This window comes from Leptotrichia sp. oral taxon 215 str. W9775, from assembly GCF_000469505.1.
Taxonomy (GTDB): domain Bacteria; phylum Fusobacteriota; class Fusobacteriia; order Fusobacteriales; family Leptotrichiaceae; genus Leptotrichia_A.
Genome location: NZ_KI272836.1, coordinates 1 through 25,566, shown reverse-complemented (window position 1 = coordinate 25,566; position 25,566 = coordinate 1). Strand labels below are relative to the sequence as shown.

The 25,566-nt window shown below is 30.7% G+C and carries 25 protein-coding genes; 20 read left to right on the top strand and 5 right to left on the bottom strand.

From position 1 onward, the window contains the following. Positions 1–103: 103 nt before the first annotated feature. The 5 genes from HMPREF1984_RS03110 to HMPREF1984_RS03090 all read left to right on the top strand — a co-directional run bounded on the left by HMPREF1984_RS03110 (position 104) and on the right by HMPREF1984_RS03090 (position 3,938). Positions 104–544, top strand: coding sequence for an Rrf2 family transcriptional regulator (locus tag HMPREF1984_RS03110; protein WP_021766439.1), 441 nt, complete (start codon positions 104–106; stop codon positions 542–544). Positions 545–1,165: 621 nt separating this feature from the next. Next, a complete protein-coding gene (locus HMPREF1984_RS11755) occupies positions 1,166–1,258 on the top strand; it encodes a pentapeptide repeat-containing protein (protein ID WP_156894236.1) in 93 nt (30 codons plus the stop codon). A 472-nt stretch (positions 1,259–1,730) separates the two neighbouring features. After that, complete coding sequence (locus HMPREF1984_RS03100) at positions 1,731–2,534, top strand: protein-ADP-ribose hydrolase (RefSeq protein ID WP_021766436.1); 804 nt, start codon at positions 1,731–1,733, stop codon at positions 2,532–2,534. Beyond that, entirely contained in the window at positions 2,518–3,513 is a 996-nt protein-coding gene (locus HMPREF1984_RS03095) for a hypothetical protein (protein WP_232219677.1), read from the top strand. The genes HMPREF1984_RS03100 and HMPREF1984_RS03095 overlap by 17 nt, the downstream gene beginning before the upstream one ends. A gap of 89 nt (positions 3,514–3,602) precedes the next feature. After that, positions 3,603–3,938, top strand: a complete 336-nt coding sequence (locus HMPREF1984_RS03090; protein WP_021766434.1) for a zinc ribbon domain-containing protein YjdM — start codon at positions 3,603–3,605, stop codon at positions 3,936–3,938. Between the two features lie 255 nt (positions 3,939–4,193). Here HMPREF1984_RS03090 and ybaK read toward each other — a convergent pair whose 3' ends face one another. After that, positions 4,194–4,700 carry a Cys-tRNA(Pro) deacylase gene (ybaK, locus tag HMPREF1984_RS03085; protein ID WP_021766432.1) on the bottom strand — a complete coding sequence of 169 codons (507 nt, stop codon included), beginning with the start codon at positions 4,698–4,700 and terminating at the stop codon, positions 4,194–4,196. Between the two features lie 205 nt (positions 4,701–4,905). Here ybaK and HMPREF1984_RS03080 point away from each other — a divergent pair, with 205 nt between their 5' ends. Beyond that, the gene (locus HMPREF1984_RS03080; RefSeq protein ID WP_021766431.1) at positions 4,906–5,484 is read left to right on the top strand and encodes a flavodoxin; all 579 of its coding nucleotides are present in this window, start codon (positions 4,906–4,908) and stop codon (positions 5,482–5,484) included. A gap of 75 nt (positions 5,485–5,559) precedes the next feature. After that, complete coding sequence (locus HMPREF1984_RS03075) at positions 5,560–5,844, top strand: hypothetical protein (protein WP_021766430.1); 285 nt, start codon at positions 5,560–5,562, stop codon at positions 5,842–5,844. Between the two features lie 135 nt (positions 5,845–5,979). On the opposite strand, the gene HMPREF1984_RS03070 is transcribed toward HMPREF1984_RS03075, so the two are convergent. The 3 genes from HMPREF1984_RS03070 to HMPREF1984_RS03060 all read right to left on the bottom strand — a co-directional run bounded on the left by HMPREF1984_RS03070 (position 5,980) and on the right by HMPREF1984_RS03060 (position 8,722). After that, positions 5,980–6,699, bottom strand: a complete 720-nt coding sequence (locus HMPREF1984_RS03070; protein ID WP_021766429.1) for a gamma-glutamyl-gamma-aminobutyrate hydrolase family protein — start codon at positions 6,697–6,699, stop codon at positions 5,980–5,982. Positions 6,700–6,763: 64 nt separating this feature from the next. Further along, a complete protein-coding gene (locus HMPREF1984_RS03065) occupies positions 6,764–7,732 on the bottom strand; it encodes a dipeptidase (RefSeq protein ID WP_021766428.1) in 969 nt (322 codons plus the stop codon). Between the two features lie 48 nt (positions 7,733–7,780). Beyond that, positions 7,781–8,722, bottom strand: a complete 942-nt coding sequence (locus HMPREF1984_RS03060; RefSeq protein ID WP_021766427.1) for an LD-carboxypeptidase — start codon at positions 8,720–8,722, stop codon at positions 7,781–7,783. Between the two features lie 505 nt (positions 8,723–9,227). Here HMPREF1984_RS03060 and hrcA point away from each other — a divergent pair. The 10 genes from hrcA (at position 9,228) to tpx (ending at position 20,117) form a co-directional block, all read left to right on the top strand. Next, positions 9,228–10,235 carry a heat-inducible transcriptional repressor HrcA gene (gene hrcA, locus HMPREF1984_RS03055; protein ID WP_021766426.1) on the top strand — a complete coding sequence of 336 codons (1,008 nt, stop codon included), beginning with the start codon at positions 9,228–9,230 and terminating at the stop codon, positions 10,233–10,235. 24 nt (positions 10,236–10,259) lie between these two features. Further along, positions 10,260–10,829, top strand: coding sequence for a nucleotide exchange factor GrpE (gene grpE / locus HMPREF1984_RS03050; protein ID WP_021766425.1), 570 nt, complete (start codon positions 10,260–10,262; stop codon positions 10,827–10,829). A gap of 58 nt (positions 10,830–10,887) precedes the next feature. Then, positions 10,888–12,720 carry a molecular chaperone DnaK gene (dnaK, locus tag HMPREF1984_RS03045; RefSeq protein WP_021766424.1) on the top strand — a complete coding sequence of 611 codons (1,833 nt, stop codon included), beginning with the start codon at positions 10,888–10,890 and terminating at the stop codon, positions 12,718–12,720. A gap of 325 nt (positions 12,721–13,045) precedes the next feature. Then, a complete protein-coding gene (locus HMPREF1984_RS11270) occupies positions 13,046–13,189 on the top strand; it encodes a hypothetical protein (RefSeq protein ID WP_021766423.1) in 144 nt (47 codons plus the stop codon). A gap of 32 nt (positions 13,190–13,221) precedes the next feature. Beyond that, positions 13,222–14,103 carry an aldose 1-epimerase family protein gene (locus tag HMPREF1984_RS03040; protein ID WP_021766422.1) on the top strand — a complete coding sequence of 294 codons (882 nt, stop codon included), beginning with the start codon at positions 13,222–13,224 and terminating at the stop codon, positions 14,101–14,103. A gap of 66 nt (positions 14,104–14,169) precedes the next feature. Next, positions 14,170–15,351: a molecular chaperone DnaJ gene (gene dnaJ, locus HMPREF1984_RS03035; protein WP_021766421.1), complete on the top strand. Its 1,182-nt coding sequence runs from the start codon at positions 14,170–14,172 to the stop codon at positions 15,349–15,351. 220 nt (positions 15,352–15,571) lie between these two features. Beyond that, entirely contained in the window at positions 15,572–16,675 is a 1,104-nt protein-coding gene (locus HMPREF1984_RS03030) for an ABC transporter ATP-binding protein (protein WP_021766420.1), read from the top strand. Positions 16,676–16,940: 265 nt separating this feature from the next. Continuing rightward, the gene (locus tag HMPREF1984_RS03025; RefSeq protein ID WP_021766419.1) at positions 16,941–18,518 is read left to right on the top strand and encodes a PAS domain-containing protein; all 1,578 of its coding nucleotides are present in this window, start codon (positions 16,941–16,943) and stop codon (positions 18,516–18,518) included. A gap of 172 nt (positions 18,519–18,690) precedes the next feature. Beyond that, the gene (locus tag HMPREF1984_RS03020; protein WP_021766418.1) at positions 18,691–19,425 is read left to right on the top strand and encodes a hypothetical protein; all 735 of its coding nucleotides are present in this window, start codon (positions 18,691–18,693) and stop codon (positions 19,423–19,425) included. A 176-nt stretch (positions 19,426–19,601) separates the two neighbouring features. Then, entirely contained in the window at positions 19,602–20,117 is a 516-nt protein-coding gene (gene tpx / locus HMPREF1984_RS03015) for a thiol peroxidase (RefSeq protein WP_021766417.1), read from the top strand. A gap of 251 nt (positions 20,118–20,368) precedes the next feature. Here tpx and HMPREF1984_RS03010 read toward each other — a convergent pair whose 3' ends face one another. After that, positions 20,369–21,523: a S1C family serine protease gene (locus tag HMPREF1984_RS03010; RefSeq protein ID WP_021766416.1), complete on the bottom strand. Its 1,155-nt coding sequence runs from the start codon at positions 21,521–21,523 to the stop codon at positions 20,369–20,371. 195 nt (positions 21,524–21,718) lie between these two features. On the opposite strand from HMPREF1984_RS03010, the gene HMPREF1984_RS03005 reads away from it, so the two are divergent. From HMPREF1984_RS03005 to HMPREF1984_RS02995, 3 genes are read left to right on the top strand one after another with little or no spacing between them, the layout of a single operon-like run. Then, positions 21,719–22,213, top strand: coding sequence for an HAD family hydrolase (locus tag HMPREF1984_RS03005; RefSeq protein ID WP_021766415.1), 495 nt, complete (start codon positions 21,719–21,721; stop codon positions 22,211–22,213). Between the two features lie 39 nt (positions 22,214–22,252). Further along, the gene (locus HMPREF1984_RS03000) at positions 22,253–24,769 is read left to right on the top strand and encodes a DegV family protein (RefSeq protein ID WP_021766414.1); all 2,517 of its coding nucleotides are present in this window, start codon (positions 22,253–22,255) and stop codon (positions 24,767–24,769) included. A 39-nt stretch (positions 24,770–24,808) separates the two neighbouring features. After that, a complete protein-coding gene (locus HMPREF1984_RS02995; RefSeq protein ID WP_021766413.1) occupies positions 24,809–25,531 on the top strand; it encodes a biotin--[acetyl-CoA-carboxylase] ligase in 723 nt (240 codons plus the stop codon). The last annotated feature ends 35 nt before the right edge of the window (positions 25,532–25,566 follow it).

The window sequence follows — 25,566 nt, the reverse complement described above, 5'->3', positions numbered from 1 at the left end:
TTACATCTTAAAAAGTTAGAAGTTTTATAGAATATTAGAGTTAATTTTGAAGTTTTAAAAATAGAAAAACCAATAGAAAATATAAAAAAAGGAGAATGAAATTATGCAGATATCAAGCAGATTTACGATAGCACTACATATTTTTGCATGTGTAGAGGTATTTGGAGATGAGTACAGAATTACAAGTGATTTTCTTGCTGGAAGTATAAATACGAATCCTGTTATTATAAGAAAAATTTTGACAAAATTAAAAAGTGCGGGATTGATAAAAGTTGCAAGAGGAACTGGAGGAATTGAAGTGACAAAACCTCTAAAGGAAATAACATTTTATGATGTATATGTGGCGATAGAACCATTGGAAAATAACGAACTGTTCAATTTTCATAAAAATCCAAATCCAGAATGTCCTGTGGGGAAAAATATTCATAAATTGCTTGATAATAAACTGGAAACAATACAGAAGGCTATGGAAAATGAGATGAGAAAATATACGCTGGAAGGTCTTGGAAGTGAAATTAGTGGAATTTTAGAAAAGAAGTATTAATAATAAAATTTGTAAACACAAAAAATCTTGTTTTTAAAAAAATATGGAATTCTTACAATATAAAAATTAATTTTATAATAAATATAATTATGCAATTACAGTTGTATAAAATAGAAAAGGATATGTGCAAATTTCATAAGGAGCAAGCAAGAGCGAAACCGAATCAGACGCAATTCTTGTGGCAATTGGAATAAAACCTAATAGAGGAGGGCTTAATTTGGAAGTGGCAGGAGTAAAAACTGACTTAAAAGATATGATATTTACCCATCCGACAATGAGTGAGGCTTTGAATGATTTATTTGGGAGCGTGAAATAATTGGAAGAATTGATTATGCTTATATTTTTAACTTTATTGATGTTTTATAGCTTATTTAGATTACTTTTTTGTTTTATAAAAGTTTTTCAGAAAAAAGAAATTAAGAAATTTTTATGGGGTGATTTAGTTTTTGGAATAGTATATTTGTTTTTGTGCATAGAAGTTTTGGGTAAGGATTTTTTTTCACAAAACCAAGGCTTACACGTAATAGTATGTATTTTGGTTGTTCTATTGTTTGTGATAATGAAAAGAAAGAATAACAAGTTCTTGTCTTATGTTGCTTTTTCTTTAGTTTTTATTGATTTATTAGGATTGATTTATCATGGAAATATGCAATTTTATGGAATTGTAATTTTACAAATACCGATTTTTATAATTGCAAATTTTGTAAAAGATGATAACAGATTAAATAAATATACATATTCAACATTGATAATGGCTAATTTATTCAATATACTTGAATTTTCACTTAAAACTTTTATATTGTTGGAAAAGACGGGAGTAATCTAAATAAGGAGAAAGGGAATGAATGATTTAATAATAGTCTGATACTAGTTATATTTTATGATTTATTTAAATTGATATACAATATATTTTTACTCCTAATATAACAGTCTTCTTTGAATAAATTTTCTTAGAATGCTGTTATTATTTTTATTAAGAATTTTCAATAAAAGTAATAAAAAAAGCAATTGTAACAATTGACATTACATCAAAAGTGTGGTAATATTGATTATTAGATGTAATAACAAAAGTTACAACAAATAAATTCAGAGAATTTATAAATAAAAAAATTTCTTGTTGAAAATATAAAATAAAATCATATTAATTATTTAGTTTTGGATTGAATTGAAGAAAGAAGGTAGAATTATGGAAAAGAATAAAGAACAGGAAAAAAGGCTTGATTATCTTTTAGAAGAACTTAAAGCTGATTCAGTTGAATATAAAGATATAGAAATTCCAGAAGATATAAATGGAAAACGTTGTATTTTAAGGTCCTTGATGAATGTCCGTATGCCTAAGAAAATGTCAGATTCAGTATTGAAGGTGCAAGATGAATATTTATCTGTCTGTACTGAAGAAAAAGGCATTGTGCGGCTTTCAGATATTCCTGTAACTAAAGGGAATATTTCTATATGGCAGGGAGATATTACAAGGCTTGAAGTGGATGCCATAGTAAATGCGGCAAATTCTCAAATGTTAGGATGTTTTATACCGATGCATATGTGCATTGATAATCAGATTCATACTTATGCAGGAGTACAGCTTAGGGAAGAATGTAGTCATAAAATGGAAGAATTAAGGGCTGAATATGGAAATGATTATGAACAGCCAACATCTATTCCTATGATTACAGCTGCTTATAATCTTCCTGCAAAAAATGTAATTCATGTAGTCGGTCCGATAGTAAGCAATAGACTTACACCAGAATTAGAACAGAAATTGGCAGATTGCTATACAAATGTTTTAAATATGTGTCTGGAAAAAAAATTGAAAAGTGTGGCATTTTGCTGCATTTCAACTGGAGTGTTCCGTTTTCCAAATAAAAGGGCGGCAGAAATAGCTGTAAAAACAGTTAAGGAATGGTCTTTGGAACATCCGGAGGCTATGGAAAGAATAATTTTCAATGTTTTTAAAGAGGAGGATAAAAAATATTATGAAGAAATCTTATAATAAAAATGGGTATATAGAAACAATTCAAAAGGGATTGAAGGCATTAGGAATGTTAGGTAGAAGCGTATCTTCAGGAAAAGGTTCAAGGGAAGAGCGTATAGAACTTCTAAAAAATGAAATTCAAAATGCAGATGCTGTTGTAATCGGTGCAGGGGCAGGACTATCAACTTCAGCAGGATTTACATATAGTGGAGAAAGATTTGAAAAATACTTTTTTGACTTTATAAAGGAATATGGAATTAGAGATATATATTCAGGTGGTTTTTATCCATTTCCAGATGACGAAATCCGTTGGGCCTGGTGGGCAAGGCACATATATTTTAACCGTTATGTGAAAGCTCCAAAACCTGTATATGATGAATTGTTTTCACTTTTAAAAGATAAGGATTATTTTGTTATTACAACAAATGTGGATCATCAATTTCAAAAGGCAGGATTTGATAAAAAGAGACTTTTTTACACACAGGGGGATTATGGTTTATTTCAAAGTGTCAATCCACAAATACAGAAAACCTATGATAATGAAGAATGGGTAATGAAAGCGATGGAAGCACAAGGATTTGTGAAGGATGAAAATGGGGTATTCAGTATCCCTGCAAGTAGAGAAATTCTTATGAGAATACCGACGGAATTAATTCCTAAATGTCCTGATGATGGCTCAGATATGACAACTAATCTTCGGGCTGACAGTTCATTTGTAGAAGATGAAGGATGGTATACAGCTGCCGAAAAATATTCAGAATTTCTTGAGAATCATAAAAATATGCATGTACTGTTTTTAGAATTAGGAGTTGGAGCAAACACACCTGTAATTATTAAGTATCCCTTCTGGTATATGGTAATGGAAAATAAGAAAGCTAGTTATGCATGTATAAATTACCAGGAAGCATTTTGCCCAAATGAACTTGAGGAAAGAAGTATCTGTTTAGATGGAGATATTGGGGAAGTTTTGAAGGAAATAAAAACATCTATAAAGTAAAAAATCTTCTTTCAAATAACAGGGATGAAAAATAAGTCAAAAAATGTTATAATTAACAACAAATCTTAAAAAATGAAAGGAAGTAATAAATGAGTTTACCAAAATGCCCAAAATGTGGTTCTGAATATACATATGAAGACGGAAGTATGTTAGTCTGCCCGGAATGTTTTTATGAGTGGACATTGGAAGACAATAGTGCAAATGAAGAAAATGTTGTAAAGGATGCAAATGGAAATATATTGCAAAATGGAGACAGTGTGACAATAATTAAGGATTTAAAAGTAAAAGGTGCATCAAATGATCTAAAAAGAGGTACAAAAGTAAAAAATATAAGATTAATAGATGACGGAATCCACAATATTGACTGTAAAATTGATGGATTTGGAGCGATGAAGTTAAAATCAGAATTTGTTAAGAAAAATTAATGTAAATATTATAAACGGGAATACCGCTATTATTGAAATATTGGGAAGAGGTTGTCTCAAAAAAGTGAAAAATAATGTAAAAACTATATTTATGAGTTATTTATAATTTTACAATACAAAATAGGAAATGAATTTAGGAAAAGTCATCTGTCTGAGCCTTTAGGCGAGTTTTTGACTTTTTCTTAATGAATAACTGTTTTGTATAAGTAAAATTTTAATAAATGAATAAATATGTTTTTCATATTTTCAAAATTTTTAGACGTCCTCTTCCTCAAGTTTCAGTTCAGTGATTTTCCCATTTATTATATGAATTAGTTTTTCAGTTTCAACTTCCATCTGTAAACCTCTTTTTCCTGCTGAAACTATTATTTTATCAAATTTTTCTGCTTCCATATCAAAGAATGTATCGTATAATTTTTTCATTCCGACAGGAGAACATCCGCCACGAACATATCCAGTTTCCTTTTCAAGTTCTGAAAGGGGAAGAAGGTCAATATTCTTTTCACCACATGCTTTTGCAACTTTTTTCAGGTCAAGATGAGCTTCTCCATGAATTACACAGACATATAGGGACTTGCTTTTTCCCTTTAATACAATAGTTTTAAAAATTCTTTCTGCAAGTTCAGGAAAATGTTCAGCAACTCCAAGTCCTCCACTTTTATTTTCACTCCATTCATAAGTATGAATAATATACGGAATCTTATTTTTATCCAACTGTCTAAGAGCATTTGTTTTATGTATTTTTTCTTTTTTATCTTTCATTTTTATCCCCCATTATTAAATAATTATATTTTTAGTATATCAGAATAAAATTTTACGGTCAACTGGACATTAGTAAAAAAAATTGACCTGAAATTAATTTTATGGGGTATAATAAAATGAAAGTAAAAATAATGAAGCTGGACTCAAATAAAGAATATATGAGAAAAAAGATAAGAAGTCAAGCTTTTGAGAAGGGAGAAATAATATGAAAAAGATTTTAACGTTATTAGTTGTAATTTTAGGAATTTTTGTAAGCTGTTCAAATGAAAAAACAGAAAAAACAGACTCTTCTGCCAAAGAAGGTTCAAAAAAAATATTGGTTGTATATTTTTCGGCAACTGGAAATACAAAAAGAATAGCACAGATTATTGCGTCAGATAAAAATGCAGATATTTTTGAAATTGTTCCGGAAAGTCCATATACGGCAGAAGATTTGAATTCTAAAAATCCTGACAGCAAGGCGGCTAAGGAAAAAGCGGATAAATCTATAAGACCGAAGATAAAAAATAGTGTAGAAAATTTTAACCAGTATGATGTTGTATTTCTTGGATATCCAATCTGGTGGGGAGAAGCTCCCAGAATAATGAACACTTTTGTTGAAAGCAATGATTTTAATGGAAAAACAGTTATTCCATTCGTTACTTCAGGAAGCAGTGAAATAGGAACAAGTCCTAATCCGTTGAAGGAAAAGACAAAAGGGGCAGCTTGGAAGGAAGGTAAAAGATTCAGTGGATCCAGTTCAGAAGCAGATGTAAAGAAATGGATAAAAGGATTGGGATTGTAATTTAGTGAGAAATAGTTGAGAAACTATTACAATAATTTTTTGGAAAATATTTATAATTTATATAGGAGGTTTTTCATGGAAGATGAAGTTATTATAAAAGGATTTATAGAACTTATAAGAAATACACCGGACATAGTTGAGAAATTTAAAAAATTAGATGCATCTTTCCCAAATATTCCATTAAAAACAATGGGCGGAAAAGTGTTTTGGTTAACTTTGAAAGAATTTAATGGTTGGAAATTACAAAGAAATTCATTTACACAGCATTATAGAATTTTAGATTCGAATGATATAAGGCAGGCATGGGGTAATAAAAAAGCCATGTTAAGATTATTTAGTGAATTTAATAACATAAAATAATTAGTATAATATAACAAAATAAAAAGATTGTCTTTAAAATACATATCATATCCTTAACAGATTAAGGGAGATATATTAGAGACAATCTTCTATTTTCATAAGTAATTATATTTTACATCAACAAAATGCAGATTTTTATTTGCAAGCCTCTACAAACTTATCAAAAATTTTCTTCATTCCTTCATTTCCTCTTACAGACATCATTTCCGGATGCCACTGAGTCGCATAGTAGAAAGGGTGATCTTTTTTCTGAAGGGCTTCAATAACTCCGTCAGAAGATTTTGCAATAGGAGTAAGACCTTCAGCTAAATCTTTTATCATCTGATGATGGAAGGAATTTACCCTTGTTTTTTCTCCAAAAATTTCATATAAAATATTATCTTTTCCAAGAATGTCAATATTGTGGGTAGGCAAATAAAGATGCCATTTCTGTCTATGCTGAATCTGTGTGTCCACATATTTTATATCCTGGTAAAGTGTACCACCAAAATATATGTTTGTAAGTTGTAACCCACGGCATATTGCTAAAATTGGTTTATTAGTTTTCAAATACTCTTCCAGCAGCATTATTTCAAATTTATCCCTTTCAGGTGAAATAACTCCAATTTCCTGTAAGCTATCTTCTCCATATAAAGCAGGGTCAGAATCAACTCCTCCTGATAGAAGAAGTCCATCCAGATGTGAAATCTGCTCCCTTACAACTTCAATATTATCGTGAACCGGCAAAACAACAGGAATACCTCCCGCTTCCATAATTGCACGGCTATAATCTATAGAAACGCTTGTTTTGTAAGCATTTTCTGATTCAGGGTTATGTTCATAGGAAGAAGTTATTCCTATAAGTGGTTTTCTCATAATTTATATCCTTTCATCTATATGTATTTTATTTTTTATAATTTATTTCAATTTATATAATTTTCTATTTTATACCATTTCTTATTCTTTCAAAGAAAGAAATAAAGTTCTTATATGATACCTTTTCAATATCTTCATCTGAATATCCACGTTTTTTCAAGGCGGCTGCTACATTTTTAGCTTCTGTAATATCATAAACGCCTTTTAAACCTTCGTCTTCGTCTACTCCGGGCACGTTGTAGTATTCAGCAAAATCAAATCCAAATCCAACTTTGTCAATTCCTATTTTTTCTGCAACATATTCCATATGGTTCAGCAATGTATCCAGATTTTTTTCATCTTCCTTGTCACTTACAAATCCATGATAGCTGTTCATTCCCACCATTCCATTTCTTTCGCCTATACAAAGTATCTGGTCATCAGTAAGGTTTCTCATTGCCGGGCAAAGAGTTCTGGAGTTGGAATGTGAAGCAAAAAAAGGTTTTTTAGCGTATTTTGCAACATCCCAGAAGGTTTTGTCATTTGCATGGGAAAGATCAAGAAGAATTCCCAGATTTTCAATAATTTCAACAGCTTTTACACCTAAATCAGTCAGTCCCCTGTCTTTATCCCCTCTCTGACCTGTTGCAAAAGCATTCTGTTCATTCCATGTGAGTCCTATGTGTCTTATTCCCATTCTTTCAAGAAGATAGATATAATCAAGGTTTGACCCAATTCCAGGAAGTCCTTCAATTCCTAAAAGTGTAGCAAATTTATTTTGAGATTTCGCTTTTTCAAAGTCTTCAGGATTTTTTATGACATGTACTAAATCCCTTGCATGATAAAGTTCCTCACTCATTGCACGAAGGCTTCTGAAGAAAGTTTCTTCAGGTTTCGGATCCTTAAAAGCATTTAAATATATTACAAAAATACCTCCAAAAACTCCTCCTTCTATAAATCTATCTTTATATTTTCTTCTTATAACGTCATTTTTTCCCTTTTCATATTCCCACAGATTATCTGTCCATAAATCTGCATGCATATCAAAAAACATTATTTTTTCCTCCCGTATCTGTAAATATTATTTTATCTAAAATAAATTCTACTTTTCAAAAAGTATTTCTTTGTTCTGAAGGTTTATGCTGCACTTTGCACCTAAAGGCAATGTAAACATATATGGCTTTTTGTGACCTGATTCCATTCCGTAAATAACAGGTTTATCATAGTCAGCAAAGAAATCCTTTAAAAGCTCCAATAGTTCATAATGCTGATTTTCTTTAGTATATGTATTTTTACATGCCACAAAATTTCCAAAAACAACAGCCTTACAGTCACTGAATTTTCCTGCATATTTCAAATGAGTAAGCATTCTGTTCAGAGATCCTATTTCTTCATCAACATCTTCCAGAAACAGTATTTTATCTTTAGTATCTATTTCGTATTGAGTTCCCAGAGTAGTGACTATAATTGCCATATTTCCTCCTGTAAGGACACCGCTTATGTTCTCTGAAGGTGAACTTCCTTCTGTAAGAATAGAAAGTGGCATATTTTCAGGTTCTTCATACTTTGTCTCATTCTTTTCCATAGCTTCAAAGAAAGAAGTCTTTGTATAGTCATTGAAATCATTTATCATATTTGATTTTACCATTGGTCCATGGTAAGTTCCAAGGTTACATTTCTGGTTGAAGACAATGTGAAGGTTTGTAACATCACTGTATCCTACAAAAACTTTAGGATTAGTTTTTATCAGCTCATAGTCGATTTTATCTAAAAGCTGTGAAGCTGAATAACCGCCCTTTACACAGAATATTCCTTTAATATCCTTCCGTGAAAAAGCTTCATGCAAATCTTCAATACGGATTTCAGCCTTTCCGGCCATATATCCTCCGTAGTTTTCGTATAAACTCTTTCCAATAACAGGATTGAATCCCAAATCTATTATAACTTTTTTACATTTTTCTATATCTTCTTCAGGAATTATAGGTGAAGAAGGACAAAATAAGAATACATTATCTCCTTTTTTCAATGGTTCGGGAAATATCATTTATCAGCACCCCTTTACAGTTGTATATTTTCATTATTATATAAAAGTACTTATATTTAGTTATTCTACTACTAATGAGCAATTTTTTCAATAGAGTTATTCTTCAGAATTATCAGATTTTTTTCTTTTAAAGAGATTTTTTAATGAAAGTACAGGTTTACTTCTGAAATTTTTTTACTTCCTTTCAGAATATTTATATTCTTATTTCTAAATATTCCGCTTAGGAAATTTATCTTTACATTCATTATCTGACTGGGTTTAAATTATTTATTTATTTACAATGATTATACCACACACATGAAAATTATTTTACAAAATATAAAAATAAAAAATAAAATATTTTAAAAAGAGCAATAAACTATACTCTTAAATCCAGTATTTTCAATGTGTAAAAAAAATAAAAAAAATTTTAAAAAAGTACTTGACATTAATGCAAAAATATAATATTATATATCTGTAATTAGCACTCCTTTGAAATGAGTGCTAACAAAAGGAAGGTGCGAATATGAATGAGAGAGAGAAATTAATATTAAAGGCAATCATAAAGCATTATCTCGAATTCGGTGAAAGTGTAGGCTCAAGAACTCTGGAAAAGAAATATAGTATTGGAGTTTCTTCAGCTACAATAAGAAATACAATGGCGGATCTTGAAGATAAAGGACTGATTGCTAAAACTCACACATCTTCCGGAAGAATTCCGACAAGTGAAGGATATAAATTATATGTGGAGGAACTTATTAAGATAAGGGATATATCTAAAGAGGCGAAAGCTAAAGTAGTTGAAGCATATAATAAAAAAATGAACCAAATAGATATGATATTTGAAGAAACGTCAAGATTACTATCAAAGATAAGTAAATATGCAGGAGTAGTTCTGGAGCCTGCCATAAGACAGGAAGGAATAAGAAAAGTTCAGCTTGTGCATATAAATGACACAAATATTATGGCTGTCATAATTATGGATTCATTTCTGACTAAAAATCTTAATATATTTCTTGAAAATCCTGTAGATGAAGAGGAAGTTCAAAATATAAATATGATTTTAAATGATGAAATAAACAGAAGTCCAAACTTTACTTTATCTGATTTAGAAAAGTTTCTTACAAATACTGATTTATTTGTACCGGAAGATTTCCAAAAGAATAAAATGTTAAATGAGGGGAAATTGTTTTTTGAAGGTGGTTCAAATTTAATTGAGAGTAACACTTCAGATGTTATGAAAATAATAGACAGAGTAAGATTTTTTAACAATCCTGAAGATATGAAACAGATATTTTTACAGTTTATTCAGACTGACCAGTTTAAAGACGGAGAAGTAAATGTCATTTTTGGTGAAGATCTGGATATTGCCGGACTGGAAGATTTTTCATTTGTATTTTCCGTTTATACAATGGGAGATGCCAAAGGAATTATGGGAGTAATCGGACCGAAAAGAATGAAGTATTCAGAAACGGTAGGACTTGTAGAATATGTTTCAGAGGAAGTTAAGCAATTATTGCAAAAAAATAAATAAATAGAAGGAGATGAGGGGTAAAAAATGGCAGAAAAAGAGTTTGATGAAAAGACAGAACTTGAAAATGAAAATGCTGAAACAGAAAACAAAACAAAAGAAGAGGTAAATGAGGCTTCTGACAATAAAGAAGAAACATGTGAAGAAAAGATTGCAAAGCTTGAACTTGAACTTCAGGAATGGAAAAATTCCTATACAAGAAAACTTGCAGAATTTCAAAACTTCACTAAAAGGAAGGAAGCGGAAGTTTCAGAAATGAAAAAATATGCTTCAGAAGGGATTATCTTAAAAGTATTGGATAATATTGACAACTTGGAAAGAGCCGAAAAGGCATCCCTTGAAACTAAAAACTTTGATGCTTTGGTTGAAGGGGTAAACATGATTTTGAGAAACTTAAAATACATGTTATCTGAAGAAGGCGTTGAAGAAATTGAAGCAGAAGAAGGAGTAGAATTTAACCCTTACGAACATCAGGCAATGATGACTGAAAGCAAGGAAGAGCTTAAGGATAACGACATTGTACAGGTGTTTCAAAAAGGATATAAATTAAAAGGGAAAATTATAAGACCGGCAATGGTAACAGTAAATAAAAAATAGTTTTTAACTTTATAAAAATATAAATAAAAAATTCAAAAATAAAACAGGAGTGATAAATATGAGTAAAATAATAGGAATAGATTTAGGAACAACAAACAGCTGCGTGGCAGTAATGGAAGGTGGAAACTTTTCAATAATACCAAACTCTGATGGAGGAAGAACTACACCGTCAGTTGTAAACATAAAGGATAACGGAGAAATAATAGTTGGGGAAATTGCTAAAAGACAGGCAATTACAAATCCTGATTCAACAGTAATTTCAATAAAAACACAAATGGGATCAGATTATAAAGTAAATATCCATGGAAAAGATTACACACCACAGGAAATTTCAGCAATGATACTGAAAAAATTAAAAAAGGATGCTGAAGCTTATCTTGGGGAAGCTGTAACAGAAGCAGTTATTACAGTACCGGCTTACTTTACTGATGCACAAAGACAGGCTACAAAAGATGCAGGAGAAATTGCAGGACTTACAGTAAAAAGAATTATAAATGAACCAACAGCGGCTGCATTGTCTTATGGATTAGATAAGAAAAAAGAAGAAAAAGTATTAGTATTTGACTTAGGTGGAGGAACATTTGACGTATCTGTACTTGAAATCGGTGAAGGAGTAGTAGAAGTTATATCAACTTCAGGAAATAACCACTTAGGAGGAGACAACTTTGACCAGAAAATTATTGACTGGTTGGCTGATGAATTCAAAAAAGAAACAGGAATAGATTTAAGAAATGATAAAATGGCAATCCAGAGATTGAAAGACGCTGCAGAAGATGCTAAGAAAAAATTATCAACAACATTGGAAACACAAATTTCATTACCATTCATCACAATGGATGCTACAGGACCTAAACACTTGGAGAAAAAACTTACAAGAGCTGCATTTGATGAATTAACAAAAGATTTAGTAGAAGCAACTAAAGGACCGGTTAAACAAGCGTTAGAAGATGCAAACTTAAGTCCTAGTGAAATAGATGAAGTATTATTAGTAGGAGGATCTACAAGAATACCTGCAGTTCAGGAATGGGTAAAATCTTACTTAGGAAAAGAACCTAACAAATCAATAAACCCTGATGAAGTTGTTGCTGCTGGAGCTGCAATTCAAGGTGGAGTATTGATGGGAGATGTAAAAGATGTACTGTTATTGGATGTAACTCCATTATCATTAGGAATTGAAACTTTAGGTGGAGTATTTACTAAAATAATAGAAAGAAATACAACAGTACCTGTTAAAAAATCACAAGTATTCTCAACAGCGGCTGATAACCAGCCTGCAGTATCAATAGTAGTATTACAGGGGGAAAGAGCAAAAGCTGCTGACAACCATAGACTTGGAGAATTTAATCTTGAAGGAATTCCTGCTGCACCAAGAGGAATACCTCAGATAGAAGTAACATTTGATATTGATGCAAACGGAATTGTACACGTTTCTGCAAAAGATTTAGGAACAGGAAAAGAAAATACAGTAACAATTTCAGGTTCATCTAACTTATCTAAAGATGAGATAGAAAAAATGAAAAAAGATGCAGAAGCTCATGAAGCTGAAGATGCTAAGTTTAAAGAACTTGTTGAAGCTAGAAATCAGGCTGACCAGTTAATAATAGCTACTGAAAAAACTATAAAGGAAAATGAAGATAAACTTCAGGGAACTGAAAAAGCTGATATTGAAAAGGCAATTGAAGAACTGAAAAAAGTAAAAGATGGAGATAATTTAGAAGAAATTAGAAAAGGTATTGAAGAATTATCTAAAGTATCTCAAGGATTTGCAACAAGATTGTATCAGGATGCACAAGCTCAGGCACAGGCTCAACAGGCACAAGGTGGAGAAACTGCTGGAGAAAGTAACAACTCTGGTGCTGATGATGTTGAAGATGCAGAAGTTGTAGATTAATAATTGGAAAAAGTTTTAAGGAATTAAAATACAAAGGAGGAGGAGTCATTTCTCCTTCTTTTGTAGAAAAGTAGAAATGATAAAAAAGTTAATAAAATCAAGTATTTTATTGCATGAAAAAAATTTCAGAATCTTCTTTTTTAGATATATAATAAAAATAAAAAAGGAGAAACTTATTTTGAAAAATATTTAGTAAAAGAGAATTAAATTTCACAATTAATATTGTAATTTATGATAATAAATGCTTTGAAACAAGGAGAGCTTAATTTCTTGTGAAAATAAGAAATTAGATTATTGAACACACCGAATAAAAAAGGTGATTATTATGACAAAACATATAGAAAAAAACAGGGTAAGCAATATTGAAAAACTCTTTTTAAACTACACTGATAAATATGAAAAGATTAACTTGAACTGGGATAATGAAGTTGGAAAAGAAATATGGTATAATGATGAAGAAAAAAAATAGTACAAAACTTTTTATATAAAGGACGTGTTATAATGGAAAATACACTAAATACTTTAAAATATGGAAATGTTGAAATAGGAGTACTTTCAAAGGGAGCAGAACTTTCAAGCTACAAAGTGGACGGAAAGGAATTTATGTGGGACAGCCAGCCAGAATTCTGGGCTGCCAGTTCACCTGTACTTTTTCCGTTTGTCGGGGTTATAAAAGATGGAAAGTATATTTTTGAAGGAAAGGACTATGAAATAACTACAAGACATGGGTTTGCAAGAAACAATGATTTTGATTTAGTTGAAAAGGGAGAAAATTTTCTGAAATTTAAATTTTCTTCAAATGAGGAAACATTGGAAAAATATCCTTTTGAATTTGATTTTTTTCTTATATACACAATAACTGATAACGGTCTTGAAATAAAGTACGAAGTATTGAATAAAACTAAAGGTGACATGTATTTTTCATTGGGAGCACATCCTGCATTTGCATTGGAGCTGAATGATGAAATAAAACTGGAAGATTACTATCTGGAATTTGAAAAAAATGAAAATGCACAGATTTATCAGCTTAGAAGCGATGCATTAATACTGGAAGAGAAAAAAGATTATTTAAAAAATGAGAAAATAATAAAATTAAGTGGCACTATATTTGATAATGATGCTATAATATTTGAAAATCTGAATTCTGCAAAGGTAACATTAAAATGCAGTAAAAGTACACGTGAACTGTCAATGGATTATAGCCAGTTTCCGTTTATTGCCTTCTGGAGTAAATCAAAAGCTCCATTTGTGTGTATCGAGCCATGGTTTGGAATTTCAGATTTTGCAAACTGTACAGGAAAACTGGAAGAAAAGAAGGGGATTTTGAAATTGAAGGAAAATGATGTTTTTACTGCAAAAATAATCATTAATGGCAAATTGTAACGTGGAATAAAAGGAAGGAAAGGAGAAATAGAACTGCTATAAATAAAAATGGTTCTATAAATAGAAATGGCAAAAAGAGATTATTATGAAGTACTTGGAGTGCCAAAAGATGCAAGTGAATCAGATATAAAAAAGGCATATAGAAAAGCCGCCATGAAATATCATCCTGATAAGTTTGCTAATTCATCAGAAGCTGAAAAAAAAGATGCTGAAGATAAATTTAAGGAAATTAACGAAGCTTATGAAATATTGTCTGATCCTCAGAAAAAAGCTGCATATGATCAGTATGGTCACGCCGCATTTGAGGCAGGAGGACCTGGAGGAGCAGGTGGCTTTGGCGGATTTGGACAAGGTGGAGGCTTTGGTGGCTTTGACTTCGGCGATGTTGATTTAGGAGATATATTTGGGGATTTCTTTGGTGGTGGAAGAAGCCGTCGTAGTCAAGAACCAAAAGTACATCAAGGTTCTGATTTAAGATATAATTTAGAACTTACACTTGAAGAAGTGGCATTCGGAGTAGAAAAGGAAATAAAGTATAAAAGAAATGGGAAATGTCATACATGTCACGGTTCAGGAGCTGAACCAGGTCACAGTATGAAAACATGTGATAAATGTAATGGTTCCGGACATATAAGAACACAGCAGAGATCAATTTTTGGAATACAGACTGTAATGCATGAATGTGATCAGTGTCATGGAACAGGAAAAATTCCTGAAAAGGCATGTAGCACATGTCGTGGAACAGGGGTAGAAAAGGAAGTAGTCACAAGAAAAATAAAAATACCGGCTGGTGTTGAAACAGGTCAGGGATTAATTGTAAGAGATGGCGGAGATGCCGGTAAAAATGATGGAGTATATGGAGATTTACGTGTATTCTTCATTGTCAAGGAACATGAAATATTTAAAAGAAATGGAAACGACATTTACTGTGAAGTTCCAATAGGAATGACAACAGCTGTTTTAGGTGGAGAAGTGGAAGTTCCTACAATTGACGGAAAATCAAAAATAAAAATACCTGAAGGTACACAAAACGGTAAAGTTTTCAGATTAAGGGAAAAAGGAATAAATCATTCAGGAAGAAGAGGTTCAGAAATAATAACTATAAAAGTGGAAACTCCTACAAATCTTACTGACAAACAGAAAAAAATACTTGAAGAATTTGATGAATCTTTAGGAAAGAAAAATTATAAGGAATCACATTCTTTTATGGAAAAAATTAAAAAATTTTTTAAAAAGTTTGATAATTAAAAATAGAAATATATAAGAAATTTATTGAAATAATAGGGCTGTTTTAAAAATTAAAAAATAAAGTTATTTTTAATTTTAGACACCCTATTTTTTTTGAAAATATGAAATTTTTTTTCAAAAATATATTGACAAAATCAAAAATCAAAGTATACTTAAAATAGATAATAACAAATAAAATTCAATATACTTTAAGATATAATATAATCAAGGAGGAACAGAGATGTCAAAAGTAGTATTAAAAGGAGTGGAAAAACAGTATCCAAATGGTTTCAAAGCAGTACACGGGATAGATCTTGATATAAAAGACGGGGAATTCATGGTATTTGTAGGACCTTCAGGATGTGCAAAGTCTACTACTTTAAGAATGATTGCAGGGCTGGAAGAAATAACAGGAGGAGAAGTTTATATAGGAGATAAGCTTGTAAATGATGTGCCACCAAAGGATAGAGGAATAGCAATGGTGTTCCAGAACTATGCCTTATATCCTCATATGACAGTTTATGAAAATATGGCATTTGGATTAAAACTTAAGAAAACTCCAAAAGATGAAATAGATAAAAGGGTAAGGGAAGCTGCAGAAAAGCTTGAAATTACAGAACTTCTGGATAGAAAGCCTAAAGAAATGTCAGGAGGACAAAGACAAAGGGTTGCTCTTGGAAGGGCAATAGTAAGAAAACCTGAAGTATTCCTTTTTGATGAACCTTTATCAAACCTTGATGCTAAACTTAGGGTATCAATGCGTGTAAGAATAACACAGCTGCATCAGGAACTGAAAACAACAATGATATATGTAACACATGACCAGGTTGAAGCAATGACAATGGGAGACAGAATTACAGTAATGAAATCAGGAAGAATAATGCAGGTTGATACACCGCTTAATCTTTACCACTATCCGGCAAATAAATTCGTGGCAGGATTTATAGGATCGCCTACAATGAACCTGATAGAAGGAACACTTGTTGAAAAGGAAGGAAAAGTATTCGTAGATATAAATGGAGCAGAAATAGAAATACTTGGAGAAAAAGGTGAAAAAGTAAAAGGACATGCCGGAAAGAAAGTAACATTTGGAATAAGACCTGAAAGCATAAGCGTAGTAGAAGCAGAAGACAATATTTCAAAAGTTGGTGAAGTAAGTGTAGTAGAACAAATGGGAAATGAGGAATATATATACTTCACACTAAATGGTCACCAGATGACATGCAGAATAAATGTAGAGGGAGTAAGTGATTCTGTAGGTAAGAAAGGACAAAGAGTATTCAGATTTGACACAAGCAAAGCTCACATATTTGATGTTGAAACAGAAGCAAATATAAGCTTGTAATTGGAAAAATAATAAATAAAATATTTTTGAAGAAAATCTTTTATAACTTTGAATATAATATTGAAGACTATATTTATAAATTATCTAAATTGTAAGATTTGGCTAATTAAATTAAATATAGTTTTTTATTTATAATATGTATCATAAGTTACACTATCATTGGAAAAAATGTGATAATATTTAGAAAATAAATTTTATAAATCAAATATTTTTATTCTAAAAGAATATTAGATTTGATAAAAAATAATATAAGGTGGTGTTTTTTATGGAAAAAGTAAATATGAAGGACTATTTAAACATAAATTTTGAACTGATTGACAAAATGACAGAAATAAAAAAAGATTACATAGAAGGAACGACAGATGTTGAAACAACAAGAAATCTTATAAGGGAAGCTTTTAAGGGGAAAAAGATAACTCCTGCAGAATTTGCATATTCGGAACAGAAAATAAAAGATCTGGGATTTGATGATGCTACAGTTCACGATAAAATGAATGATGTGCTGGATTTATTTGATGAGATTATAATAAGAGAAGAATCAGATTTACCTGAAGGACATCCAATAAAAACTTATTTGAAGGAAAATGAAGCAGGAAGAAAACTGATTGCAGAAATGAAGGAAGAAGTAAATAAGAAATTTATAAAAAATAAATGGCTTGAATATTATGACAAGCTTTATACATTTAATCTTACACACCTTGCAAGAAAGCAGCATCAGTTATTTTCAATACTTGAAAAAAAAGGTTTTGACAGACCATCAAGAATAATGTGGTCTTTTGATAATGCAGTTAGGGATAATATAAGTGAAGCAAGAAAACTTCTTCAGGAAGATAAAATAGATGAATTTCTGAAAAAACAGGAAATGGTATGGGAACTTACACTTGATATAATGCACAAGGAAGAAGAAATACTGTATCCGACTTCATTGAAAATGATTACAGATGAAGAATTTAGAAATATGAGAAGCGGTGATGATGAAATAGGGTATTTCCTAATAGAAAAACCAGAAGGATTTCTACCTGAAAAGAAAAATGCAGAAGTAGAAAAAATTGAAAACAATGATACAGCACAGGCAGGAAATTTTATGAATGATCTGGCAGGACTTCTTGCAAAATATAATGTGAACGGAAATTCAGAAAAATCTGATATACTGGATGTAAAACAAGGGAAACTTACTTTAGAACAGATAAACCTTATTTTTCAGCATATGCCGGTAGATCTTTCGTTTGTTGATGAAAATGAAATTGTTAAGTTTTATACTGATACAAAACATAGAATATTTCCTAGAAGTGCAGGAGTGATAGGAAGAGATGTGAAAAATTGTCATCCTAGGGAAAGCGTATCTTCTGTTCTTGAAATAATTGAAGCATTTAGAAGCGGGGAACAGGATGAAGTGGATTTCTGGCTTGAAATGAATGGAAAGTTTATTTATATATATTATGTGGCAGTAAGAGATGAAAATGGGAAATTCAAGGGTGTTCTTGAAATGATGCAGGATGCTACAAGAATAAGAAGTCTTGAAGGAAAAAGAACGCTGGTAACATGGGAAAGACCTAAAAAGTCAGATATAAAAGCAGAAGAAACTAAGAAAACAGAACAGAAGGATAATCCATATGGATTGACTGAAAATACAGTAATAGGAGAAATAGTTGATAAATATCCATACATAAAAGAATTTATGCCAACATTATCTCCTACATATAAAAAGCTAATGGATCCTATTCAATATATGATAATGTCAAAAGTAGCAACTCTTGATATGATTGCTATGCGTGGAGGATTCCCAGTTGAAGAAATAATAGAAAAAATTTCTGATAAAATTAAAGCTGAAGAAAATAAATAGTAGGTTGTAAGTATTGAAAATACAGATGTGTTTTATATATACCCCTAAAAAGAGCAGAACAAAGTAAATAAATATATTGGAAATACCTGTTAATTGTGCTATATTATAAGTAAGAATTTAAATATTCTCTATATTTATTGAGTCTGTTTCAAAATTATCAGGAGGAATATGTATGAAAAAATGTATTTTATTAATTTTAATATCAGGTATTTTATTTGGAAGTAAAGCCACAAATACCAATGTAGAAAAAATATCAAAGAATACAGAAGTTAAACATGTGACTACAGCTACGACAAAAAATAATAAGACTAAGAAATTAAATGAAACAAAAACAAAGGTAGCACAGAAAATATCAAATGCAAAAAATAATGCAGTTACAGCAGTAAAAAAAGTTGCTTCTACTGTAAAAAATGCCAAATCATCAGGAAAAACTGATACAGAAAAGAAAACTGAAGCAAAAGTGGCTGATGTGAAAAATACAGAAACTAAGGCAACTGCAGAAAAAACAGCTCCAGTTACAAGTACAAACGTGAAACAGGAAAATACTGCAACGGTAAAAGATACAAAAACAGCTGTAAATAATGAGGTGAAAACTTACTGCAGCACTCCTATAGGCAAACATCAGTTTTATCAGCTGAATGACAAGGGAGAATACAGAGCAAATATAAAATTTAAATATTGCATGATTAAAGGTGGAAAAAAGGAAAATCTTGAAATTGGAATTATAGTAACGGATCTTAATGCAACAAACGACTACATAAAGAAATATTCCTATCTGCATTTAAAAGATGAGGAAAAATTACATAAAAATGCTGATGGAGATAACTACTACTATTATGGAGCATGGTCATGGGATAATTCTTTAGAATCTCATGAAAATACCAATCAGGAAAAAAATAAGAAATAGAAAATAAATTAGAGGCTGTCTCAAAAAAATTAGAAAATATGGTTTTCTTAATTTTGAAACAGCTTTTTTTATTATAAATGATAAATAGAATTGACAATAAGCAAAAATTATATTAAAATAATACTATCATTAGTATATACAAAAGAAAAATATTTATAAAATGAAAGGAGAAAGCCATGTCAGAAAGAAAAGGTGTGGTAACATTTAAGGGAAATCCTATAACATTATTAGGAGAAGAAGTAAAAAAAGGAGATAAAGCTAAAGACTTTACAGTTTTAGGAACAGATCTTAGTGAAGTAAAACTAAGTGACTATGCAGGGAAAGTAGTTGTAATTTCTGTATTTCCATCAGTAGATACAGGAGTTTGTGCATTGCAGCTAACTAGATTTAACCAGGAAGCGGCAAATTTTGATAAGGATGTTCAGCTTTTAACAATTTCAGCAGATTTACCGTTTGCTTTAGGAAGATACTGTGCTGATAAAGGAATTGAAAATGCATTAACTGCTTCAGACCATAAAGAACTTGATTTTGGATTAAAATATGGATTTGTTATAAAGGAATTAAGATTATTAACAAGAGGAACAGTAATTGTTGATAAGGAAGGTACTGTACAATATGTTGAATATGTACCTGAAGTTGCTACAGAACCTGATTACAGTAAAGCACTGGAAGTAATAAAAGCATTAATATAAAAAAGGATATTTTCAGAAAATTGAAAAATAATGTAAAAACCATATTTATGAATTATTTATAATCTCACAATACAAAACAGAGAATGAATTTAGAAAAAGTCAACAACCTGAATTTTCAGGTGAATTTTGACTTTTTCTTTATGAAAGACTGTTTTGTATAAGTGAAATTTTGGTAATTGAATAAATATGGTTTTCATATTTTTCAAATTATAAGATAGCCTTTTTTAGTATATTTCACTTTATATTAATATTTATTGCTGACGAAGCATTTTAGGAGTTTCTTCCAACGTTACACGTATTTTTACAGTTTGAGAATTTCTTATCACACTTAATTCAACAGATTCTCCGACTTTTTTAGCGGCCAGTTCACCTATGAAGGCTCCTGCAGAATTAACAGCTTTTCCATTAACTGCAACAATAACATCATTTGCCTGAATTCCAGCTCTTGCAGCAGGACCGTCTGCAACAACTTTTGCAATAAGCACTCCATTTGTTGATTTAATATTAAGAGCCTTTATCTTTTCAGAATCCAGATTATTTAAATAAACTCCAATATACGGTTTTTCAAATTTTCCTGTTGCAATAATTGAATCCTTAACTACAGAAGCTAAGTTTGACGGTATTGCAAATCCAAGTCCGACACTTCCTCCGGATGTTGAAAGAATAGCAGTGTTAACTCCAATTACTTTACCATTAATATCAATTAAAGGTCCTCCACTATTTCCCTGATTTATAGCTGCATCTGTCTGAATAAAGTTTTCGATTTCTTCTATTCCAAGTGAACTTCTTCCTGATGCACTTATAACTCCTACTGTCATGGAATCGTTTAATCCCATGGGATTACCAAATGCAATGGACCATTGTCCAATTTCAATTTTATCAGAATCACTAAATTCAAGTGGTTTAAACTTCTCGTTAGCTTCAATTTTAAGAACAGCAATATCAACTTCAGGAGAAGTTCCTATCAGTTTTGTTTTATATTCCCTTCCATCTGAAAATTTTACAAAGATTTCATCTGCATTGCTTACAACGTGATTATTTGTAACAATATAACCATCTTCAGATACCACAAATCCTGAACCTAATGCCCCTGATTCACGTTTTTCCACTCCCCCGGAACGACCGAAAAGTAATTCTTCAAGCGGATTGTAGGTATTAACTGTAACAGTTTTTTTAGTTCTAATGTTAACTATTGAATCTTTAGTATTTTTATAAACCTGTACAAATGCATCCTGAGTTTCTACCGCATTTTTAGTATGTTTTTTTAATTCTTCCTGTGACATTTGCTGAGTCTGTTCCTTCTGTTCCTTTTGTTCCTCGCTTTTTTTTGCGTTTTCAACAGGTTTAGAACAGCTCATTGCAATAAATAATAATGACAATAAAGTGAATATTTTTTTCTTTTTCATAAATAAATCTCCCTTCAAAACAATGTTTCTATACTGAAATTTCAGTATAGAAGTAGTTTAAGAAATTAAAATTAAATAGCCTTATGAATTTGCTTTGTATTATCTTTAAACAAAAAAAATAAAATATTGTAAAATAATTTGGATATTTGTATTATCTTATGATATAATTATATAATCTATAATTAGGGAGTGTATATGATAAAATTAGTTTTACTAGATGTAGACGGAACATTAACTGATGGCGGAATATATAGAGGCAATAATGGAGAAGAGCTCAAAAGATTTAATGTTAAAGATGGATATGCCATTGTTAATGCACAGAAACTTGGTATAGAATTTGGAATAATTACAGGAAGAAAATCAGAACTTGTTGAAATAAGATCAAATGAGCTGAAAATAAAATATCTGTATCAGGGAATTTCTGAAAAAACTGTTATTTTAGAAGAAATAATTCAGAAAACTGGACTGAAAAAAGAAGAAATAGCCTATATGGGAGATGATCTGAATGATATTCTTATAATGAAACAGTCAGGATTGACAGGTGCTCCAAAGGATGCGGCAGATGAAGTGATTCAAATTGCAGATTTTGTTTCAGAAAAAAATGGTGGTTCAGGAGCAGTGAGGGAATTCGTTGAATATATACTGAAAAAAGACGGAAAATGGGAAACTTTTTTAAAAAATGTAAAATAAATTAAAAAGTAGCATGATTATTAGTATTTAGGAGGAATAATGGCGATAAAGTATTTGGATGCCAAGAGGCTAAGAGTATTATTTAGTAATGGAGGAAAATGGGTTATAAAACATGAGGATCTGTTAAATGAACTGAATGTTTATCCAGTTCCTGACGGTGATACAGGAAGTAACATGGCAATGACTTTAAATTCTATGATAACTGACATAGAAGGAAAAACTAATGAGAAAACTTCAATGAAAGATTTCATAGAAACGGTTGAAGAAGCTGTTTTAATGGGAGCAAGAGGAAATTCCGGAACAATCCTTTCCCAAGTAATTACAGGATTCCTAAAAGGTATAGGAGAGAAAACAAAACTTTTATCAGCTGATGTTGCGCAGGCACTTTCAAGTGCAAAAGAAACAGCGTATAATGCTGTAAGCGAACCAGTAGAAGGAACTATGCTTACAGTTATAAGAAGAGTATCTGAAAAGGCAGATGAATGTGCATCGAAAATAGATGATTTAGTTGTATTTCTAAAGGAACTGATGGAAGCAGCAAACAAAGCAGTGGAAGAGACGCCTGAACTGTTACCTAAGTTAAAGGAAGCAGGAGTTGTAGATGCAGGAGGAAAAGGTTTATTTTTCCTGTTTGAAGGATTTTATAAAATTGCAACAGAATTAAATTTAATAGCTGAATTACAAAAGTCACAAGTAAAGGAAAATGAATTTGATAAAACAATTGCAAATATAGATCATGATCCGGAAAGTATAAAATTCCAGTATTGTACTGAATATATCATTTTAAATGGTGATTTTGATACAGAAGAATATAAAAAGAGAGTTCTTGAATTAGGAGATTCAGCAGTATTTGCACAAACTTCAAAGAAATTTAAAACACACATACACACGAATCATCCTGGAAAAGCAATGGAAATAGCATTGGAATACGGTCCGCTGGAAAAAATGAAAGTTGAAAACATGAAACTTCAGCATGATAATCTGCAGATTTTCAGTGAAAAAGATGAAGCAAAATTATTCGTAAATAAAAATATTAATAAAACTGATTCTGGATATGTTATACTTGCTGATTCTGAAAATATAAAGGATGAATTCCTGAAGGAAGGGGCAGATGTTGTTATATTAGGTGGTCAAAGTAAAAACCCTAGTGTTCAGGAAATATGTTCAGCAATAGAGAAAGTTGACAAAAAGAATATATATATATTCCCTAACAATAAAAACGTAATAGCTACTGCAAAACTTGCAGCAGAAAAATCAGATAAAAATATAATAGTTTATGGTACAAAAACTATGCTTGAAGGGTATTACTGCTTAAAAAACAGGGAAGAAGATATAGAAGAATTAAAAAATACTGAAAAAAGAAATTATTCAATTGAAATAACAAAAGCTGTAAGAGATACAAAAGTTGATGATCTGGTAATTGCAAAAGATAACTATATAGGACTTGTAAATGGAAAAATAAAATATACTGCAGCAACTTTAAAAGAACTTGTTGAAGAAATGCTGAACAAACTTGTTACTGTTAATACAGTTACAGCAGTGGTTTCTGAAGGAAAAGACAAAAATGAAGAGGCTAAAAATCTAATAAAAGAAAAATTGAATAAAATAAAAACTACATATATAAATGGTGAGCAGGACAACTATAATTACTATATATATATTGAAAATAAAGATCCTAATATGCCGGAAATAGCATTACTGACAGATTCGGTATCAGACTTAATACCTGAAGACATAATAGGGTTACCGATAAAAATTGTTCCTTTAAAAATAGATTTAAATGGAGAGTTATTAAAAGATGGTATTGAAATGTCAAAAGATGAATTCTGGCAGAAAATGGTTAATTCAAGAGATGAAGAGGATTTAAAATTAAAGACTTCACAGCCATCTCCACAGGATTTTCTGAATGCCTATAATAAATTATTTGAAAAAGGATACAAAAAAATAATTTCAGTACATCCATCTTCTAAATTAAGTGGAACAGCACAGGCTGCAAGAGTAGGAAGATCGTTGACTAACAGGGAAGATGATATTGAATTGATAGACAGTATGGGGGGATCGCTATTACAGGGAATCTTAGTACTGGAAGCGGCAAAAAAAGCAGTAAAGAAAGAAAGTTTTGGAGAAATAATAAACTGGATAAATTCGTATAAAAACAAAGGTAAGCTTCTAATGATTATTCCAGATTTAAAATATCTAGAAAAAGGTGGAAGAATAGGTAAAGCAGGTTCAGCAATAGCTGGAATGATACAACTTAAACCGATTCTGACAGTAAGTCAGGGAGAAGTTACAATTGAAAAGAAAGTAATTGGAGAAAGAAACGCACAGAAGTATATAGAAAAGTATGTAAAAGATGAAAGTAGAAAACAAAGCCTTGTAGTGTGTACAGGTTGGGGTGGAGGACCTGAAGAACTGGAAAATATTTCAAAAATACATTCAGAAATAGGAGAGAGCTCAAAAATCACATTTGCAATATTAAACAGACAAATAGGAGCAGTAATAGGTTGTCATACTGGACCTGTATATGGTGTTTTCATGTTCCCAAAATTGAGTTAATATTGTAGTAGTTTATAAAATAATAAGTGAGGAAAAGCCTTGAAATTTATAAGTTTTAAAGAAATAGGTTCAACAAATGAATATGTAAGAAGAGACTTAAGAGTTAAAGAATTTGAAGCAGTCGTAGCTGAAAAGCAGACCAATGACAGAGTGAAAAGAGGGAATCTGTGGATTTCAGATAAAGGAGGGGCCCTCTTTTCATTTTGGACTGAAGATAAATATGAATTGCAGGATAAAATTGAGATATTCAGCTGTTATATAGTGTCTGAAGTACTAAAAGAATATATTAGACAAAGTTCTGAAGATGAAACTGAAAATCTTAAATTTAAATGGCCAAATGATATTTATTATAAAGATGAAAAAATAAGTAGTGTTTTTTGTGATAAAGTTAGAGATAGAATAATAGTAGGTATTAGAATAAATGTCAATAACAATGTAGATAAAATTGACGCAAAAGCAACTTCTTTATCAAAAATTTTCAATAAGGAATATCCAATTGAAGAAATAATTGAAAAAATCGTATTACTGTTTGAAAAGAAAGTTAAATTTCTTGTAAAGGAATGGGAAGAAATTTTATTGCTTTTGAATAACAACAATTATTTAAAAAATAAAAAAATAAAGATAGAAAAAAATGGAAAATATCTAGAAAAAGAATATAGATTTTCAAGAGTAAATAGAGCTGGAAAGCTCTTAATTGTTGGAAAAGGAGATACAGAAGAAACTAAATGTCAAACACTGAAATTCAAATTAATTGAAAATTAATGAAAAAACCTGTTGACAAAGGAAATAAAATTTGA

What these genes read in the sequence shown, in the direction of transcription:
- HMPREF1984_RS03110 (WP_021766439.1), top strand. Translation starts at nt 104, where the DNA reads ATGCAGATATCAAGCAGATTTACGATAGCACTACATATTTTTGCATGT.
- HMPREF1984_RS03100 (WP_021766436.1), top strand. Translation starts at nt 1,731, where the DNA reads ATGGAAAAGAATAAAGAACAGGAAAAAAGGCTTGATTATCTTTTAGAA.
- HMPREF1984_RS03095 (WP_232219677.1), top strand. Translation starts at nt 2,518, where the DNA reads ATGAAGAAATCTTATAATAAAAATGGGTATATAGAAACAATTCAAAAG.
- HMPREF1984_RS03090 (WP_021766434.1), top strand. Translation starts at nt 3,603, where the DNA reads ATGAGTTTACCAAAATGCCCAAAATGTGGTTCTGAATATACATATGAA.
- ybaK (WP_021766432.1), bottom strand. Translation starts at nt 4,700, where the DNA reads ATGAAAGATAAAAAAGAAAAAATACATAAAACAAATGCTCTTAGACAG.
- HMPREF1984_RS03080 (WP_021766431.1), top strand. Translation starts at nt 4,906, where the DNA reads ATGAAAAAGATTTTAACGTTATTAGTTGTAATTTTAGGAATTTTTGTA.
- HMPREF1984_RS03075 (WP_021766430.1), top strand. Translation starts at nt 5,560, where the DNA reads ATGGAAGATGAAGTTATTATAAAAGGATTTATAGAACTTATAAGAAAT.
- HMPREF1984_RS03070 (WP_021766429.1), bottom strand. Translation starts at nt 6,699, where the DNA reads ATGAGAAAACCACTTATAGGAATAACTTCTTCCTATGAACATAACCCT.
- HMPREF1984_RS03065 (WP_021766428.1), bottom strand. Translation starts at nt 7,732, where the DNA reads ATGTTTTTTGATATGCATGCAGATTTATGGACAGATAATCTGTGGGAA.
- HMPREF1984_RS03060 (WP_021766427.1), bottom strand. Translation starts at nt 8,722, where the DNA reads ATGATATTTCCCGAACCATTGAAAAAAGGAGATAATGTATTCTTATTT.
- hrcA (WP_021766426.1), top strand. Translation starts at nt 9,228, where the DNA reads ATGAATGAGAGAGAGAAATTAATATTAAAGGCAATCATAAAGCATTAT.
- grpE (WP_021766425.1), top strand. Translation starts at nt 10,260, where the DNA reads ATGGCAGAAAAAGAGTTTGATGAAAAGACAGAACTTGAAAATGAAAAT.
- dnaK (WP_021766424.1), top strand. Translation starts at nt 10,888, where the DNA reads ATGAGTAAAATAATAGGAATAGATTTAGGAACAACAAACAGCTGCGTG.
- HMPREF1984_RS11270 (WP_021766423.1), top strand. Translation starts at nt 13,046, where the DNA reads ATGACAAAACATATAGAAAAAAACAGGGTAAGCAATATTGAAAAACTC.
- HMPREF1984_RS03040 (WP_021766422.1), top strand. Translation starts at nt 13,222, where the DNA reads ATGGAAAATACACTAAATACTTTAAAATATGGAAATGTTGAAATAGGA.
- dnaJ (WP_021766421.1), top strand. Translation starts at nt 14,170, where the DNA reads ATGGCAAAAAGAGATTATTATGAAGTACTTGGAGTGCCAAAAGATGCA.
- HMPREF1984_RS03030 (WP_021766420.1), top strand. Translation starts at nt 15,572, where the DNA reads ATGTCAAAAGTAGTATTAAAAGGAGTGGAAAAACAGTATCCAAATGGT.
- HMPREF1984_RS03025 (WP_021766419.1), top strand. Translation starts at nt 16,941, where the DNA reads ATGGAAAAAGTAAATATGAAGGACTATTTAAACATAAATTTTGAACTG.
- HMPREF1984_RS03020 (WP_021766418.1), top strand. Translation starts at nt 18,691, where the DNA reads ATGAAAAAATGTATTTTATTAATTTTAATATCAGGTATTTTATTTGGA.
- tpx (WP_021766417.1), top strand. Translation starts at nt 19,602, where the DNA reads ATGTCAGAAAGAAAAGGTGTGGTAACATTTAAGGGAAATCCTATAACA.
- HMPREF1984_RS03010 (WP_021766416.1), bottom strand. Translation starts at nt 21,523, where the DNA reads ATGAAAAAGAAAAAAATATTCACTTTATTGTCATTATTATTTATTGCA.
- HMPREF1984_RS03005 (WP_021766415.1), top strand. Translation starts at nt 21,719, where the DNA reads ATGATAAAATTAGTTTTACTAGATGTAGACGGAACATTAACTGATGGC.
- HMPREF1984_RS03000 (WP_021766414.1), top strand. Translation starts at nt 22,253, where the DNA reads ATGGCGATAAAGTATTTGGATGCCAAGAGGCTAAGAGTATTATTTAGT.